Raw genomic sequence first — 19082 nt, 5'->3', positions numbered from 1 at the left:
GATGAGGGGCGACTTGACTGTGGCACCACGGGAGTTTTATGGATGTGCACTGTTTTGACTGTCAAAATGTCGGCAAAATTACTATTTCTATACTTTTAGAGAAAATCAGCCAATTTGATAGACATCAAATATTGCATTGTCTCAAATTCGCATTACACTGAGTGTTATACAAAGAGATGCAGGGTGTCTCACTAAGAGGGTGTTGAGAGATGAGTAGAAAGAGTACGAAACTTATTGGTGTTCTGGCTGCTGCGGCAATGATGCTGAGCACCGCCGTCACCGCGTTGGCGCAACCGACGGATGGCAACTCGGCTGATAACGAGCAGACCAACTCGCAAAGCATGGATGCCGCTCAAGGGCAAGGCGGACAGCAGCCCGGTGGCGACGATTCGTCGAATAATGCGCAGCAGCAATCCGGCGAAAATCCGAGTCAATCCAACGATAAGAAGGGCGATGTGGATTCTGCCGATCAAAGCGGTTCCGCCAATGCCGAGGCCAAGAAGGATGCTGCTCCGGCGGCCCAGGCTAATGGCCCGGTGCAGCGGCAGCAGCCCACGGTCGGCCAGCAGCCGGTAGTGGGCCCGCAAGCCACGTGCCCAGGCGGTACGTGGGGCACGGCCGCTTACACCTGCGAGATTAATGCCGATTCCACCTACACGCTTCATGTGGGCACTGGTACGTTGGCAGCCAACACCCATAAAAGCGGTGACTGGTATCTCATGTCTGATGTGCTGACCAACGTCAGCAAAGTGGTCTTCGACGATCCCAGCAACACCCATCTGCCTGCAAATAGCGCGGGGCTTTTTGGTTACGACAAATACAATGGTTGGGGCCTCAGCCAGAATTTGTTGACGGAAATTGTTGGTATCGGCGATGTCGATACCAGCCAGGTCACCGATATGACTTCCATGTTCAGGGGCGCCACGCACTTGACGTCGCTCGACCTACATAAGTGGAATGTCTCCCATGTGCGGTTTATGTATTATATGTTTGATCGGGACTCGCAGCTCACCACGGTTGGCGACATCGGCAATTGGGACGTTTCCCAGGTCGGCAACATGGAAGGCATGTTCCAATACGATTCCAGCCTTAAGAGCCTTGACCTGTCAAATTGGCAGACCAAAAAACTGTACGATATGAACTATCTGTTCTCGTTTGCCAAGTCCTTGACGAGTGTCGGCGATTTGTCAGGTTGGAACGTCTCCAATGTCAAGGATATGTACAACGTCTTTTCGTATATGGACTCCCTTGAAGCGCTTGATTTGCAGGGCTGGGATGTATCCAACGTGGGTTCGATTCCAGGTCGTGGAATGGATTACCTGTTTACCAACGATTTTGCATTGAAGAGCGTAGATGTGCGGGGTTGGAACCCCAGTCGTGTCACGACGATGAAATGTATGTTCAGTGGGGACTCGTATTTGACAACGATTCGTGGAATCGGCGATTGGAATGTTTCCCAGCTGACGGCTGCGGACGATATGTTCGAGGGAGCCGGTGGCAAGGTGCAAGAGGAACCTGCCTGGGCAACCGAAATCGCCAAGTGGCATATCTCGGCGTTGACCAGTGCGCCAGGCATGTTCGAAGGGACCAGCCTGACCAAGCTTGATCTTTCCTCCTGGAACACCCGTTCGTTGACGGATGGCTCAGATATGTTCGACTCCCCTCAAAAATATCCTCACAATGACGCTGATCGTACCGAGGGAATCCGTGATTTTATACTTGGGCCGGATACCGTTATCAAGGCGGACTTCCTCCGTTCCTACCAGACTACTGGCCAGCCGCCGAGCGACCCGGAATTGGGATACAGCGGCCAGTGGATGCTGACGCGTGGCGCGCCAGGAACTGCGCGTTGGCTCGTCGATCGCACTAGCGCTGATGCTTCCGGTCAGCTCGCGGCGCGTACACAAGGCAGTCAGCCGTTCGCGGGCGAATACCAATGGGAACGTTCCTATACTTTGCGTTATGACACGGGGAGTCTGCCCAGTGGGTCGGTAAGTGGTATGCCCGACCCCGCGGAGTCGGTCTATTACGGTAAAACCGGCACCAAAGAGGTGGTTCTTGATTTTCCTATGGGTGCCCCGACTGCAGAACAGTATGAGTTTACCGGCTGGAAGGCCGACGACGGGACGGTTTATCAGGCTGGCGCACCCGGCGTCGACTTGACGCTCAAGGCCGGTGTCAATCACCTGACGGCTCAGTGGCAGCGCAAGCAGGTGCAGGTGCAGTACAAGCTGACGTTGGAAAAGAACGGAAAGCCGGGAGCCGTCATCGACGCTGACACCATCACGCTCAGCAGCACGACGACCGATACTAGCCATACGTTTACGCTCGGCAACGACGACGTCTATACTGACACCAGCGGCCTTCATGAGTTCACTGGCTGGTCGACAGTTCAGGATTCTTATACTGACACAACGGGTACCACTTATAAAGTCGGTGACCACGTTACGCTGAACAGCAGCAATCCGACGTTGACGCTGTATGCGCAATGGAATACGCATTACAAGCTGTTCATGAAGGGTCATGTTCCCGAAGCGGACGCGGACATAACGTTCGAACAGAATCCATTGTATAATCCTTGGTGCTTTGATCATGCTTCTTCTGTAATCAGGTGGCCGCTTTCTGCCGGGTTGGAGAGAATATTCACGCTTCACGATGACACCGGTGCCGATGTGACCTCGGACTTCGAGTTCACTGGCTGGAGCCTTGATAAAGAAGGCAACCATAAGATTACCGAACCATTCCTATGGGCTTACGAAACCGATCCGAACACCACCATCTACGCTCAGTGGAAGCGTGTTCATGCCAAGAAGTATATCTATTCGCTTCAGTTCAACAACAACCTTTCCGGCGGAACCCTTGCCAAGACGTTCCCGACGGTGACCAGCGGCCCCAATAAGTTGGCGGACACTTCCTATACGCTGACCATCCCCAGCGAATACACGGTCGTTCATGATGACAGCAATAGTTACAGGTTCCTTGGTTGGCTCGATCCGGAGACCACCCGCACTTATCAGGCCGGAGACACAGTCAATCTGACTTCCGACCGTACATCGGTCACGCTCTATGGCAGATGGAAGGCCGTCGAACATCAGGTTGTGCCTATCCTCGGCCCGGCCATTCCAACGCAGCCTTCGCCTGTGGGTCCGTTGCCGCCTTCGGGGCCTTTGCAGCCTGCTGGGCCTTCGCAACCTGGGCCCAATAAGCCCAAGCCTTCAGGGCCAAAGGAGCCTGCGGGGCCGGCGGAACCCGCTCAGCCTGGGCCTACTGAGCCCAAGCCTTCAGAGCCAAAGGAACCTGCTGGGCCGACGGAACCCGCAGGGACTGAGCCTGCTGAATCTGCTCAGCCCGAAGAGCCGACGGAACACGCACGGCCAGGCGAACCCGCAGGGCCGACGCATTCTGCGGACTCCGCAAAGCCGAAGGCTCCGAAAGCCCCTGCAAAGTCTGAGGCTCCTGCCAAGGGTCAGACGGTAACTGCCGACAGCAATGCCAAGCAGACGCCATCGGTTGTGCCGGTAACCGCACCCGTCCCTGTGCCCGTGTTCAGGGCCAACGCGCCGACGATCGTCACGGTTCCTCGTGTCGCATCGCGGGCGGCGGCGCCGCAAGCTGCCGCACCTCAGTCCACTGCTCCGGTTGCCCCGCAGCAGCGCAATCAGGCTGCCCCTCGGCATCATGACCCCTGTGTGTCGGGCGACAAGCGTGCCAATACGGCAGCGTTCATCATGCAGGCTTCCGGCAATGTCTATCTGGCCGGCAATGATGTCTGCGGTAGCGAAGAGGCGTCTGCGGCTCCCGCTGCCCTGACTCGGTCTGCATTCCCCTGGTGGATCTTCCTGGTGTTGGCACTGGTGCTCGCCGCGGTTGTCTATGTGCGCCGGGAAAAGACGATTTTTGCTCAGCACCGTAGTGAGGAATGCAATCGGTGATCGGGTTATGCCAAGCCAAGAGCTGAGGCATAACGATAATCGCATGGACTGCTGCACTGCGACATCATCGGGCGCAGCACGCGCGACCGGCTCCTGAAGAAGGGCTGCGCATCCACGCCGACCTCCGCAACAGCGGTTCTACACGTTGGTTGCATGGGTTTGCCGTCTGAGCTCCATCGATAATCCGAAGCGAGAACTTGGCCTCCTTGCGCGCTAAAAAGTAAGAAGCCCGCTGAGCTGGAGCATTGTTTTTTCAAAGCCATTCACTTCATGAAAATGTGGTGAATGGCTTTTCGCGTCTTTATAAGGTTCTGCATCGACTTTGCGATTTGCAGGACAAAATTTCATTTCAAGCAGAATTTGTAAAGCTTTCTTTTAATCACTTTTTTATGATTTATGTCAGCATTATTAAAACATTTTACGTAATTCGTCTGAAATTTTGGTTATACTTCAACGTAATAATGTTTATTGATTTGCAATAATGTACATCAGTCATAATAATGCTCATTTTCGTTGAAAATAAAGGGATTTGCGAAAATAGTTTATAGAACGAATTTGTAATATTAATGCTATTCTCGGTAAGTAGAAACAGTTGAAATAAATTCAAAGTATTTCGTTTGACGTCGAATAATTTAATAAATATGCAGGCGGATACGTGATAACTGGCTGGTGGATTTCAGCAAAGCCGCAAAGCCTCGTGAACGAAGAAAATTTGGGGAAGTTGATCGTATGAAGCGTCAGGTACTCCTTAAACGGCTGATAGCGCTCGTGGCTGCCGTCGTGCTGACGATAACAGGGGCGATAGTCGCAGCGAAAGTACCCGCATCGGCGGATAATCCCGGGGCGAGCAGCCAAAGTGGTGTGAATACCCAAGGGGTCGAAGTGGGGCCGCAAGCCAACAACGATTGGAAGTGGCAGTCAGTCAATCCGGTTCACGACGGTGCGTCGCGCAAGCCCGTGCTGTATAAGCTTCTGTCCAGTAACAACAAAATCGATACTCTGCGCGATGAGCTGCGTATGGATTTCGTGGTGCGTGTGGCGCATGGCGAAGTCGATCCTACGGTTCGTTCCGGGTACGACACCGGATTGAGAATAATCTACGATTACGGCAATGGCGGTAACGACGGTAACGGGACTTTGTATCCGAACTATGGCCATACGGTCGGTTATTTAAATACGGTTTACGGGGGTAATCCGAAAAGCGGGGCAACGCAATGGGCTGAAAACAACACAGAGTATTACACTATTCTTTCCGTAGAGAGTTCGGCCCCTTATGATTTCATCACGGTTTCCATTGAAGCGGATATGGACATCCCTAATGAGAACGACGGGTATTGGCGCCGAGCCGGCACTCACGGCAATATATGGAAACAGCACGTCTGGGCTCTTGTAGGTCCAGTGGACAGGAGTCCCATTGATTGGGGCAGTGGCTCTTATGACTGGCTCAATGCGTATGTCAGCAGCAGCCTTGGCAATAATTGGGCTGGCCAGCAGGCTGCGGGGATTAATACTTACCTCACTTCAGGCGACGGAGCGCCGTTTGCGACGAATGTGGCTACGGATGCCGACCAGATCGCGTATCCGGGTATTTGTTTCAACGGTATATATAACCATGGCTGCAACATTCCTCAGGCATGGGTTGGATTCGATGAATGGCCTCAGCTTTGGAGCGATTATGGCAATGGCGGTGGGCAGTCGAATTGGGGGCTTACTACGGATGCGGGATTGGGAGGGGATGGTAACGTCCCTGTCAATACTGGTCCAGGAATCGCTCCGCCGAACTCTTTCTTTGTCCGCTGGTATGATCCGGCGCTCTATGACGGGAACATGGGTGATATCTGTGCGAAGGTCAGCGGTTTCAAATTCCAATGGATAGGTTTGCAGAACGGAAAAAACTGGGTTCCGGTAAAAGATCTGACACCTACAGCCAAGGAAGTTGATAATGTACCGGTGCTTGGTTACAAGCCGACAAATGGTTCGGATTTCGGTGTTGATAATTATGATTATGCCACCGGCACTTGGAATCATGTCGGCAGTCAGCCTTATTTCACCCAATTGAGCGCCTTGAATGCCCCTACCCACGGCAACAACAACCTGATGGTGGACGGTGCCGGTACGCCAGGTTCCGCAATGAAATCCGACGGCAGCATCGATTTCGGAAAAGCCAAGGCCGATCAGAACCTCGACGGTTATTTCAAGCTGGTCACTTGGCCTGTTGTCGACTCCAGATGCACGGCGACCGACCCGTTGGTCCACCCTAATCCTTCGACTGAAGGTATCGACGCCACGATGGCCGCCACCGATCAAACGTCCGTCCAAAAGCAGATTGATACAGGCTGGACCGTCGGCACCGCGTTCTGCAAGTTCGATGTCGCCCGTCCGAAGATGCCGACAATCGACAAAATTTCCAATGACGACGCGGACACTGCCAGCGAAGAGCAAGATTTCACTGATTTCTCTAATGAATCAGTGAATCCGCCTTCCGAGTCGCAATCCGATTTGGGCGACAATAGAAATACAACAGAGACGACACAGACCGACAGCAGTGGCACGAGTAAGACTATTTATCATGAAGCCTGGTCTCAGGCCAGTAAACCGACGATTCGTGGCAGCAACGGGGTGCCAGGCGATCAAGTGCATCTCTATTACGATGTTCCCAACCGTAGTAATGGCGCAATCATGGTGAAGAATACTGATAAGGATTCCAGAGCCAACGGCGATGACTACGATAAATTCGGCACTGCGGTAGGCACGGCGACGGTTGCGGCCGATGGAACGTGGTCGATACAAGACACCGTGCCCGTCAACCATACCCAGAAAAAGGAGCGCGTACGTCGTTACCATGCTTATGAAATCGACCCGAATGATCCATTGCATGTCGCCTCGCATATGTCGGACATCTCGGTGGCCAATTTCTCTTCGGTTGCCGACCCCAAACCCACGTTCAACGCGATCATAGCGAAACCGGACGGAAGTCACGCGACCTCCGATGTGCCGCATACGGTACTGAACACCTCGAATAATACGGCAGCCTTGCCTTCGGGCTCCAAGGTGAAGATTTCCGGTACGGTGTCTTCGACCGACGGCGGATCTTCGCTGCATATCTATGCTAAGGGCAAGACGACGCCATCAGGCAGCAGCCCCTATGGCACGGAGCTTACGGGCGATTCGAAGGTTTCGTGTTCGATCGGGAACACTTCGGAGGGCAAGAGTGCCACGAACCTTCCCCAGGGGACCACTACTTGGCAGTGCACCATCGACCCGACTTGGTTCGCCGGCAATGTGAAGACTGAAGGCGATCAGTGGACGTTCAGCGCAGTGGCGCAAACCTCCGACGGCACCCAGTCTCCTGCTGCCACCCAGTCTTCGGAAGTCAATATCTTCGCTCCCAAGCCGGGCATGACTTCGGCCGATTGGCAAGGTGTGAGTGGCATTGCGGTGCCTGACAACTCCGATGCAGCCGACGGCGGTGTCACCGAAGAAGGCGCGACGGTCACCGTCACCTGGCCCGACAATACGACCTCGACGACCACAATCAACAACTCCTCCAGCGGCAAGCCTAAGGGCTATTGGCACGTTCCTTTGCCTGTAGGCATGCGCAAGGGCACCGTCAAGGTAAAGGTCACCGACAGCTCCACCAACCAGTCCGTTGAGGAAGACCTCAGCATGATTTCGCAGCCTCCGCTGAGCAAATTGCCAATGACCGGTGGATTCTCGCGATGGGCGCTACTGCTGGCTCTGCTGGTGGCCGTCATCGCTGCAACAGCTTATGCCGTCTTCCGCAAGACGCATTCTCGTCTGGTTCATAAGGGGGTGCACGCGAAATGAAGTTTGTGATTTCCGGCTTTGTCGGGGAGGTAGCGACATGACACGGGGCAAGTAAGAAGCCTGTGCCTTCTCGAAGCTCTCGTGCGGGCACGGACGAAATGAAATTTATTCGAGCAATCGAATGCAATAGGAAATGAAAGAATAAGGAAGGTCATTTCATGAAGAGGAAAATGAATCTTCGTGCGATAGTGGGTGCTGCGGTATCTGCCGCCACCCTTCTCGCACTGGCACCTCTAGGTGCCGCCAACGCCGCAAATGCGTCGTTGGATTTGAACCAAGCCAAGTCAAAGTCAACCATCACCATTGGCGTCAATGCGGTAAATGGTGCAGGAACCATGGAGGGGCACAAGTTTGCGGCCGTCAAGGTCGGCAATTACGAAAATGCCGAAGGCGACGCCTCGACAGGTGTGCTGTCGTCCGTCGCGGTCAGCACCGTGTCCGGAGTTAAAGCGAATGCGGCCACCGCATTGGCTGCGGCCAAAACCGATCTAAGTATTACCCCGACTACCGCTGATGCAGGCTATGAAGACAACCCGGTGGGTGAAGTAGCCTCGAAATGGCTTGGCTGGACAGGTACCGATTCGAGTTCAAACAATGGTACCGTTCCCAACGGATGGAAGGGCAACCTTCGTACGTTCGTCACCGAGCTGTCGAACATCTCGGCTTTCCAGAATCTGTTTACTACTTCTCCGGCCGGGACGGCGACGGCTACTGGGGCCTCGGTTAATATTACTGATCTTACTCCCGGCGTCTATGTAGTCGAGGATGTCACCGCCAGTGGAGCCACCGGTTTGACCAGCACGTCTCATAAGAACTCGATCCCGATGTTGGTCAGCACTGGCATCGTGATGCCGGGTGCCGCCCCTAACGCCGATTTGATCTACAACACTCTTGGCACGCAGGCTCTCGGCAAAGTCGATCTGAAGAATGATGCCCCGCAGGTCAAGAAGTCCTTGGACACGGACGGAGGGGTTACCAACGATCCTTCCATCGGTGGCACGCTGCATTACAAACTGGAGTCCAAGGTTCCGCTGACGACCGGTTATTCGCATTACGTCTTTACGATGGTTGATACGCCTTCGCAGCGTGGCCTGAGCTACGGTTCAATTACCGGCATCCATGTCGGTGCGCCGGCTCCTGGCGGCAGGGATTTGGCCACCTCAGAGTATACGGTGAACGATGCCAAATACACAACCCCTGCCAACAGCCCCAGCACCCAGTACCTCACCATCGATCTGAGCCCGTCAGTTCGTAGCCTTACCTATGGCGACTCCATCGTCGTCAGGTTCACGATGACGGTCAACGATGAGGCCACGGGCGGGGCCCTCGAGAACGGCGTGACATTGGGTTATTCTTCCGACACCAACAACCAGCCGAGCCACGATAAGGGCGACGTCGACCCGAGCACGGGCCAAGTCACCAACTGCGTGCCGGTCAGCTCGACCTGCCAAAACGGAACCGTGACCAACGACAAGACCGAAGGCAGCACGAACACCAATTCAAAGACCTACTTCCGTCACTTCAATGTGATTAAGGAAAAGAAGGTTGACGGCTCCGCTCTTACAGGTGCGAAATTCACCGTGACCGCGTCTGGCTCAACCACCCCCATCAAGTTCCTTCAGGATGGTAATGGCTCCTACAAGAAGTCCGCCAATCAGAGCGCTGCCTCAGCCACTGATAAGCTCTCCGTCTACGACTCCACTTCAGGCGTCGCGAACGATACGGTCGCCGGCGCGCCTACTTCCAATGGCGAACTGATGATTGACGGCCTGGCTGACGGCGTCTACACGCTCGCCGAGGACACCGCCCCTGCCGGCTATTCCAGCACGTTCAAGCCCTCTATAGAGGTCAGCGTGGGTGCAGGTTCCGCGGACAACGTTTCCGGCTTCGCCAATAAGGGCGACACCTGGGGCTTGGTTGAGGCGAACGGCAAGAAGTACGTGTCGTCTGCGACTAACACACTCAATGACGTCAGCTGGAACACCACGGGCACCGATCACTCGGCTCCTAACGCGGGCGCCATTGTCGTGAAGAACGTCAACTCCGTCTCCCAGCTGCCGTTGACTGGTGGCGCCGGCGCGATTCTCGTGCTCCTGGTCGTCGTCGTGCTTGGCATCCTGACCGCAACGCTGATCTTCGTGCGTCGCCGTCTTGGTGCCAACGACAATGCCAACGCAGGTGCGGCCATCAAGGCCTGAGCCTGTCGCCGGTCGAAGCGAGCTCAAGGTTTACGGATTTCGGCTCGCTTCCCGCCGGTAGCCGTTGATGACGGTTGAGGGTTGATTTGGGGATTGATTCACAGCCGTCATCAGCGGGTAGGCACTGGTTGCAAAGGTTCGGCAAGAACGCTTGTTGAGGTTCTTCGCCGGGCCTTGCTGCTTTTAGTAGATAAACAAGAAGTAATAAATATAAATACTTGTTGTTAAACGTAACGGAAGGGCGGGTTCATGGTGCCACCGAATGTGCCATCGAATGTTGCGGCCACGCCCGTTCCTGATTCAATCAATTTCGGCTCGTTCGAAGACATCATCAACGTGGATGACGGCAGAACGAGCAAGGCCCGCAGGGTCGTCATCATTGTCGTCGACATCCTCATCGTGATCTGCCTGATGGCGCTTCTGACGGCCGCAGCGTGGTTTCCGGTACGTTGGGTCGCCAATATGTATAAGGAGAACGCCGAGGTTTCGGCGTCGATCAGCCGCATCGCTCAATGGCCGCAAGGCAAGGTCGCAGATGAATATCATCGCGCCATCGCCTATAACCAGCGTATCGTCGCCCAGGGGCAGCCGCTGCTTGGCGAGTTCACCGATCCGTTCGATACCGGCAACCCGAATGCCAAGCCGGAATCGGAAAAGGACCAGGAATACCAGTCGTTGCTCAACGACGGCACCGGAGTGATGGGAACCATCCGCATCCCGAGGATTTCCGTGAAAATGCCGATTTTCCACGGTACTTCCGATCACGCGCTTGAGCATGGCGCCGGCCACCTTTACGGCACGAGCCTGCCGGTCGGCGGGCCTTCCACAAACGCCGTTTTAAGCGGCCACACAGGCTTGCAGAACGCGCTGCTCTTCACCCGTCTTGATGAGCTCAAAAGGGGCGATATTTTTTACGTGCAGACCTTGAACCGTACGATGGGCTACCGCATTATCGGCATCCACGTCATCGACCCTTCCGACACGCACCTGTATAAGGTGGTTCCGGGGCGCGATCTGGTCACGCTGATGACCTGCACGCCCTACGGGGTCAATACGCAACGTCTGGTCATCACCGGCACGCGCCAGCCCATTCCTGAGCCGATTCCCAACCCGGACAAAGCCAAGGGCGACCCGGTGGTGTTTGGTGTGCTCGTTGCGCTCGCCGGGTTGATTCTGGGGCTGGCAATAGTGCGTTCGCTGCACCGCAAGCCGTGGCTCATTCAGCATTCGGGCATTGCGATGCGTCCGCCGCATACATGGCTGTGGTGGCTTTCGCAACGTATGCCGCGAAAGACGTTGCCGCGGCACGAAGGCTAGCGGTATTTTTCAGGCGGCAGGAAGATGAGCGAAGTCCCCGCAGTGCATAAACGGGTGGTGTGATTTTGTGGCGGCAGGAAGATGAGCGGGATTTCGCTCTGGCTCTTCAGTTCGCGAAACCTCGCTCTGGTCCGAGAGACGGTGATTTCGCTCTGATCTGATGCCGGGCTGGCCACTGGAGTCAGGTATTCGAGGTTGTGATTACTTGGTCATTGGATTATTTGTCGGATTTTTGCCGGCTGTATCCTCTGGTTTTTTGTCTTTTTCGTCTTTCTTGTTTTCGGAATGATCTTCTGATTCAGATTTCGGATCATTGTCGTTGTGAATGACCGGCTTGATGTTTTCCGGACGCTGGGGGAGCGTCTGGCCCACCGGGATTTCCACGGTAATCATCGGCATCGGCATGGTGCTGGTGTCGAGATTCGGATTCTGCTCCTGCGTCAGGACGAGTTCGCGCGCCTCTTCCTCGCTGCCCACCGTCGGCATGGAGCCAGGCAGAGGAGCCTTGGAGGATTCGCGCATCACGATGGCGGCGATACCGCTGAAAATCGCGAAGAACATGATATAGAAGCCGGGGGCGTCGTGATTGCCTGTGAAAGTAATCAGCGCCTGCGAGACCAGCGGCGTCGTGCCGCCGAACAGGGAAACCGCGAAGTTGTAGGAAAGGCCCATGCCGGAGAAGCGGGATTCGGTGGGGAACAGCGCCGGCAGTGTGCTTGCGGAAACGCCTGCATAGAAGGCCACGGGGACGGCGATCATCGCCAGCGCGGCCTGGATGGTCCAGAATGTGCCGTGATGGAGCAGCTGGAACGCCGGATAGACCAGTATGAACGTCGAAATCACCGCGATGCCGTAAATCGGCTTGCGGCCAATGATGTCGGAAAGATGGCCAATGAGCGGCAGGCACAACGCCATGATGATAAGTACAGGTACGGTAGCGGCGGCAGCCATGGTCGGTGTCGTCCCGACTTCCTCACGCAGATAGGTCGGCATATAGCTGGTGAGCACGTAGCCGGCGGTGTTGGTGGCCGCTACGATCGCGACGGCGATTAACAGACGACGCCAGTGGCGCTTGATGACGTAAAGCATCGTGCCGGGGCGGTCCCAAGGGGATTCCTGCCTCCACGCGGCCTCTTCCGCCTCGTGTGACCAATGCTCCTGCTCTTCCTGCTGGCGTTCCTGATGCGCCGCGAATTGCGGGGTTTCGGGAATATGCGTACGAAGCGCCATGGCGAGGATACCCAGCGGAATGGTCAGCAAATAGGGAATGCGCCAGCCGCCGTCGACCATGGCGTTCGCGCCCCAGCCGTTCTCGGCGATGGTCGTGGTGATGGCCACCATCGCGGCGCCGAACGCCGAACCGATGTAGGAGCCCATATCGAGCCAGGCGCTGTAGAAGCCGCGCTTGCGGTCGGGCGAGAACTCGGAGATGTAGGTGGTTGCACCGGAGTATTCGCCGCCGGTCGAGAAGCCCTGCACCATCTGCAAGGCGTAGAGCGGTACGATGGCCCACACGCCGATCTGTTTGCTGGTTGGCAGAACGCCGATAAGCGCGGTGGAGACCACCATCATGCCCATCGTCAGGAAGAGCACTTTCTGCCGGCCCACGCGGTCGCCGAGCGGGCCCAAAACGATGCCGCCGAGCGGCCGGACGAGGAAGCTCACCGCAAAACCGAGCAGCATCACGATCAGGCTCATGCTTTTCGGCAGTCCGCTGGTGAAAACGCTCGCCATCGTTACCGCGAGATAGCCGTAAATACCGAAATCGTACCATTCCATAAAGTTGCCGACCACGGTGCCGGCGATGGCCTGTTTCAGCGTCTTTTCCTCGACGACGGTGACGTCTTTGGTACGCAGGTACTGGCGGCGGACATGGATTTTCTGCATTTGCGGTTCGTTGGTTGCGTTTGCCGCTTTGCCCTGACCGGATTTGTCTTGCGCCGATCCTGCCCCGATATGCATCACGTTCTTGACGCTTTGAATCGGATGTACCCCGTGCTGGCTTTGCCTTGAGCCTTCAGAATCGCGGTTCTGCCCCTGATTGGCTGGTGATGACATGACGAATTTGTCCTTTCAAAGCGCAATGCAGCTCGTCTTATGGGCGCTAACGCAATTACACCATGATAACTCTCTTTCCATCTTATTTTTGTTGTTTGGCTTAATTGCCGATTTTTGTCTTGTGATTTCCATTGATCGAGGATTGTTCGGCGGCCGTTTTCCCGCATTTTGGCTGATTCAGGCCAGAAAACGGTCGTATTCCCGTTTTGCCGTATATATAACGTTCTAGAAGCAGTATTGAACGGCTTTGAAGAACTGACGCGCCTGCGGCACATTCGGCCAGAAATGGTTCTTTTCGAGTATTTCCAAGCATTCGACGGGATCGATATGATATTCCTGCACAATCGCACAGGTCAGTTCCGCACGTCGTTTGTCCGGTATGGTGGAGGAGCTCATCAGCGCGATGTCGCAGGCGGTCCTTGTCGGGGAGGTCACTTTGAGGCCGGCGATGGAGCTCATCTGCCCCTCAGGTACGTTGCGGTCGTAGGTTTTGATTGGCCGTCCGTAGGCCATCGAGCGGAAGTGCGAAGCCGAGATGATGTCAATGGCATCGGGGAACGTACCGCCCATCCATACCCATAGCGCGCTGCGACCGCAGGCGATTGACGGTCTTGGCACGACTTTGGTCATGATGATGCCTCTGCCGAAAAGCGTGTCGGAGTATTCGGCGAGATAGGCGTTGATGTCGTCGAGGCGGTGGACGGCGCCGAAATCGTCGAGCCGGTTCATGCTCAGAGGCCCCGGCAGATCGCGGTTGCTCATGAGCATCGGCATGGTGCGGTTCACTGGGGCGGGCATCATGGTTGTGCTGACGTTGCCGACGCTGGTGCCGTTGTTGACGCCGGTTCCGTTGCCGTTGTTGACACCGTTGCCGACGCTGGTAGCGGTGCTCGTCGGGACGCTGCGTTCGGGGAGATCCGGGACGTTCTCATCGAACCGTGCTTCTTTACAACCTTCCTTTTCTCTGCCCTCGTCTTTGCGGGTTTTCAACTTGCGATTGCGTTGTTTCCGTCCGAGGACGCCTGGTCTGCCGCTGCCTTGCCTTTGGCGTATGTCCGGCTTTGCGGTGTTCGGCGGGGGCGGCCGGCCGGTGCCTGGGTATTCGTCTCGCTTCGTCGTCTCGCGGATAGTGGATTGGCTGATGCGCTGTGTGCTTGTGGTTGTAGTGTTCATGTTTCCGCAATATAGATATGTCTCTGTAGTATTGGCAAATCGAAAAATGCGAAATGTGGATATGTGCATAACTCAAGACCCGACTTCGGAAATTGTGGACGACACGGTCAACAAGTCGCCTCGTTGCGCTCATTGTCTCAATTCTGCTGATGGTCTTCGTCAAAAAGCCGGTTGCTGTCCCCGCTGGGCCCAATAATCGGTAGTTATGACACATATTTTGGTGAACGTTGCATGGCCGTATGCGAACGGCCCACGCCATATCGGACACGTGGCCGGCTTCGGCGTGCCTTCCGATGTATACGCGCGTTATGAACGCATGAAGGGCAACGATGTCCTGATGGTTTCCGGCACCGATGAGCATGGCACCCCGATTCTGGTCGAGGCGGACAAGGAAGGCGTGAGCCCGCAGGAGCTGGCCAACCGCTACAACCGTGTGATTGCCAAGGATCTTTGCGATTTGGGCCTGAGCTACGACCTCTTTACCCGCACCACGACGGGCAATCACGAGCATGTCGTTCAGGAACTGTTCAAGCAGTGCCTCAAGAACGGTTACATATATAAAGGTACGCAGAAGGTTGCGATTTCGCCTTCCACCGGCCGCACCCTGCCCGACCGCTATATCGAGGGCACCTGCCCGATTTGCGGGGCCGACGGCGCTCGCGGCGACCAGTGCGACAACTGTGGCAACGAGCTCGATCCGGACGAGCTGATCAACCCCGTTTCCAAGATCAACGGTGAGACCCCTGATTTCAAGGAAACCGAGCATTTCTTCCTCGACCTGCCGGCGCTCGCCGAGGCGAACCTCGCGTGGCTGAAGACCCGTAAGGGCTGGCGCACCAACGTCATCAACTTCTCGCTTGGCCTCTTCAAGGAAGTCAAACCACGCGCCATCACGCGCGACATCGACTGGGGCATCCCCGTGCCGGTCGACGGCTGGATCGACAACCCCAACAAGAAGCTGTACGTGTGGTTTGATGCCGTTATCGGGTATTTGTCCGCCTCCATTGAATGGGCCCGCCGCAAGGGCGACCCAGAGGCATGGAAGAAGTGGTGGAACGACCCGAAGTCCCCGGCCTATTACTTCATGGGCAAGGACAACATCACCTTCCATTCCCAGATTTGGCCTTCCGAGATTCTTGCGTACAATGGCGAAGGCTCCAAAGGCGGCGAACCCGGCGAATACGGCAAGCTCAACCTGCCCGAGCAGGTCGTTGCCAGTGAGTTCATGACTATGGAAGGCAAGAAGTTCAGCTCTTCACGCGGCATCGTCATCTATGTCAAGGACATTCTGGCTCGTTACCCTGTTGACGCTGTTCGGTATTACATTTCTGTGGCTGGCCCGGAGACTTCCGACGCCGATTTCACCTGGTCGGAGTTCGTTCGGCACAATAACGAAGAGCTTGCCGCCAGCTGGGGCAACCTGGTCAACCGCGTCGCCAACCTCATGTACAAGAACTTCGGTGAGATTCCTGAGCTTGACGAGGATTCCATGACCGCCGAAGACCGTGCCTTGCTCGAAGAGACGGCCACTGCTTTCGACGTGGTCGGCGGGCTCATCGAGCACCATCACCAGAAGAACGCCCTAAACGAGGCCATGAAGGTCGTCGGCGACATCAACAAATACATTTCCGCGGTCGAGCCGTGGAAGATCAAGGATGACCCCAAGCGTCTCGGCACCGTGCTGCATATCTGCGCACAGGCCGTCAGCGATGCGAACCACCTGCTCGCCCCGTTCCTGCCGCAGTCCGCGCAGAAGGTGTGGGAGGCGCTCGGTGGAGTCGGCACGTTCTCGCCGCTGCCCCATATCGAAGAGGTCGAGGATCTCGACAAGCCCGGTTTCAAATATCCGATCATCACCGGTGACTACGAACTCGGCCGTACCGTGCATCCTTGGCAAAGCGAACCGCTTATCCCCGGCACCCCGGTTCCCAAGCCTTCGCCCATCTTCCAGAAGATTCCGAAGGAGGCCGTCACCGAAGAGCTGGAGCGTTTCGAGGCCGACTTGGAGGCTCGCAAGGAGGCCGAGGCCAAGCGCTTGGAGGAAGCCAAGGAAAAGCTTGCCGAAGGGAAAAGTAAATAGCCCGTTTTTTAAATAGGCCGTTCTAAAGAACGAATTGCAGGAATGCTTATATAGCGTTTCGGCCTTACCGCAATAACATAATGCGGCAAGGCCGAAACGTTTTTCATTTGTGGGAGCGCGGCGTCAAATCCTGTTGCGTATCGCCGGGTTTTGCAATGTGCATCTGCTCTGTAGTGTGTTTGAACGCGTATCTGCCAACTTGGATTTTGGATTGATGAGGATTTGCATACGGATTACTTGTGATAAGCGTTCTCGCGACACTAAGATGTTGACGTTGGTTGTGCTTTGAGCTGAGCTTTGATAATACGAATCTGCCCGAAAATCAGACTTTGTATCGCGTTTTGATGCCTATTGATGGCACATTTTTCGTTTGAGGACACGAAAATGCGCTCAAAACTATACATTTTGCTTTATTTTCGCAAAATCATTACAATTTTCCCAGAATTCTTTGAGTTCCACGCATCGTTTCTCCAAGGAAGATGCTGTTATATTAGAGATGTCAGCAGTTAAACCGCTGGCGAGATTCTTCTTTGAATCCCATAATTGAACCTTCTTCTCTCTTCTCTCGCCCGGCGGCTTTCTCTCCGCCGGGCATCTCTTTTTCTAAGGGTTTTGAGCCTCATTTTGCAAGTTACGCTGTTTGTGAGCGAATCAGCGAAACTGGGCGTTTACAGCTGTAACGGCACCATTGCGCCCTGTGCCATCGGTTCCATCTGACACTGACACTGATATTGCTAATGCTGATGCGATTTGAATGTTGCAGCAACCGTTGAGTGCGGGCCGAGTCCTATTAAGGAAGCCGACTCGTATATCTTGGTTTCAGTCGCAGCGTGCGCTGATTATCTGCCAAGGATCCAGTATGACAGGTTCGGCTTGCGTCGTTTTCAACGTCTTGTCGTCTAGGAATTCCTTGCGGATAATGACCTCGGTGACGAACTGGTCGAACCATTCGCCGTCCGCGACGTAATAGCCGTCGGTGCCGGTGGACTTGCCCCAGCTGTTTTCGATCTTCCAGCGGTTTGGTTTGCCGCTTTCATCAAGGTTCACGCCGGTGATGGTCATGGCGTGGTTGCTCGGGTAATCACCGTATTCCAAGCCGTTGGCCTTGTCGATGCTGAAGTCGGTGCCGAAAAGCTCGTCCACGCGCACCGCGTTCTTGCTGAAATAGCCGCCGTCGCGCACGCAATATTGCATGCAATCGCAGGCGAACCAGATCGGGTGCCCCGCCTTTACCTGATCGACCGCCGCCTTGCGCAGTACGTCGATCGGCACGTTGGTGAAGTCGAGATTGCCGGTTTCAGCCACGTTGGTTGAATACTTGAGCTGGAAGTGGGTATAGAACGGACGGGACTTCATCGGATTGTTGCAAAGCGTCACGAAATCGTTGACGTCGACCGGCACATACTTATGGTAGAACTCGAGTGGTGTGATGTCGTGCTCCACGATCTGCTTGCGTTCGTCGATGCCGGCTTCGCCTTGGTTTTCGCCGGTTTTAGCGGCGCTGTCGGAGGCATTGCCGGACTTTGAGGCATGTGCACCCGTCGAAGCCGATGCCGCGACTTTGGCCGCATCCGTGTCATCGGTATTGTTGTTCACTTTGGCGGTTGCGGCATTGCCGAGTTGGGCGGAATCGCCGGAATTCTTTGCCGTCTCGTCAGGTTCGGAATCAGCTTTCCCAGCCTCGGCGGTCTTGGCTTCTTTGTTGCCGGTACTCTTGCCGCCACTGTCTTTGTCATCGTCGTCGCCGTCTTTGACGCGCGCCAGCCAATCGAACTTGGCCGGTGGCTCACCCAACGAAATCGCGCAGATGCCGTAGACATCCTCCATATATTTTTTCTTGAATTCCCGCAGCTCGTCCATGCTCTTGCCGTTTTCGTGGTGTTGCCGGAGTTGGATCGCAAACTGGTGCAGCTTCGTGGTCAGATATTGCGTAAACGCGTCAGAATCCTTGGAATTCTGGGATTCCGGATAGGCTGATTTCGGTACGAGGCCGTATTTGTTGACCAGATTGACGAACATTTGCCACCAACCACCATCGTCGGCCGGGTAGGCGTTGATGGCCTCGAACGTGCGGCTGTCGGTCGGCTCGTCGAGCGTGTCCAGCACGTTTTCGAGGTAGGTGTTCGACTTCTCGAACTTGTCCCAGAAAAACAGGTAGGTTTCGGAAAACTCGAAATCCTCGAGTTTCCAGCGATGCATCAGCTCATAACGCAAGGTATTGAGCGAGGCAAACATCCAGCACCGCCCGCTGCGCTGCTGGTCGGTAATCGTGCCCTGTTTCAGCTCGATTGAGAAATCGTGAGTGAGTTCGCGCGTTCCTTCGTAGCTGGTAGCCGCCTTGATGACGCCATTCTTGACCGCCGCGTTCGCGGCGACATGATTCGCCCGAGCCGCGCTGCCGGTATTGTAGTTTTCGCTATAGGAGCGCACGTCCTCAGCGCTTATCGCCTTGGTGTTATCGATTTTGTTCATCGCATTGCTGCCGTCTGCTTCGTC

General features: G+C 55.4%; 8 protein-coding genes. 5 read left to right on the top strand and 3 right to left on the bottom strand.

The window, feature by feature from the left end; all coding sequences use genetic code 11:
* Positions 1–209: 209 nt before the first annotated feature.
* The 4 genes from OZX67_RS09105 to OZX67_RS09090 all read left to right on the top strand — a co-directional run bounded on the left by OZX67_RS09105 (position 210) and on the right by OZX67_RS09090 (position 11275).
* On the top strand, positions 210–3932 hold the full coding sequence (locus OZX67_RS09105; RefSeq protein ID WP_277142793.1) for a BspA family leucine-rich repeat surface protein: 3723 nt from the start codon (positions 210–212) through the stop codon (positions 3930–3932).
* Between the two features lie 729 nt (positions 3933–4661).
* Positions 4662–7760, top strand: coding sequence for a hypothetical protein (locus OZX67_RS09100; RefSeq protein WP_277142791.1), 3099 nt, complete (start codon positions 4662–4664; stop codon positions 7758–7760).
* 158 nt (positions 7761–7918) lie between these two features.
* The gene (locus tag OZX67_RS09095) at positions 7919–9958 is read left to right on the top strand and encodes an isopeptide-forming domain-containing fimbrial protein (protein WP_277142789.1); all 2040 of its coding nucleotides are present in this window, start codon (positions 7919–7921) and stop codon (positions 9956–9958) included.
* A gap of 249 nt (positions 9959–10207) precedes the next feature.
* On the top strand, positions 10208–11275 hold the full coding sequence (locus OZX67_RS09090) for a class C sortase (RefSeq protein ID WP_277142787.1): 1068 nt from the start codon (positions 10208–10210) through the stop codon (positions 11273–11275).
* Between the two features lie 201 nt (positions 11276–11476).
* Here OZX67_RS09090 and OZX67_RS09085 read toward each other — a convergent pair whose 3' ends face one another.
* Positions 11477–13333, bottom strand: coding sequence for an MFS transporter (locus OZX67_RS09085; protein WP_277142785.1), 1857 nt, complete (start codon positions 13331–13333; stop codon positions 11477–11479).
* Between the two features lie 225 nt (positions 13334–13558).
* Positions 13559–14506, bottom strand: coding sequence for a hypothetical protein (locus tag OZX67_RS09080; protein ID WP_277142783.1), 948 nt, complete (start codon positions 14504–14506; stop codon positions 13559–13561).
* Between the two features lie 205 nt (positions 14507–14711).
* Between OZX67_RS09080 and metG the strand changes: the two genes are divergently transcribed.
* The gene (metG, locus tag OZX67_RS09075) at positions 14712–16586 is read left to right on the top strand and encodes a methionine--tRNA ligase (protein WP_277142781.1); all 1875 of its coding nucleotides are present in this window, start codon (positions 14712–14714) and stop codon (positions 16584–16586) included.
* Positions 16587–17405: 819 nt separating this feature from the next.
* Here metG and OZX67_RS09070 read toward each other — a convergent pair.
* The gene (locus OZX67_RS09070; RefSeq protein ID WP_277145071.1) at positions 17406–19058 is read right to left on the bottom strand and encodes a C1 family peptidase; all 1653 of its coding nucleotides are present in this window, start codon (positions 19056–19058) and stop codon (positions 17406–17408) included.
* Positions 19059–19082 lie beyond the last annotated feature (24 nt).

This window comes from Bifidobacterium sp. ESL0728, assembly GCF_029392015.1.
Lineage (GTDB): Bacteria > Actinomycetota > Actinomycetes > Actinomycetales > Bifidobacteriaceae > Bifidobacterium.
The sequence above is the reverse complement of the archived record's forward strand: the minus strand, read 5'-3'. Positions and strand labels throughout refer to the sequence as shown.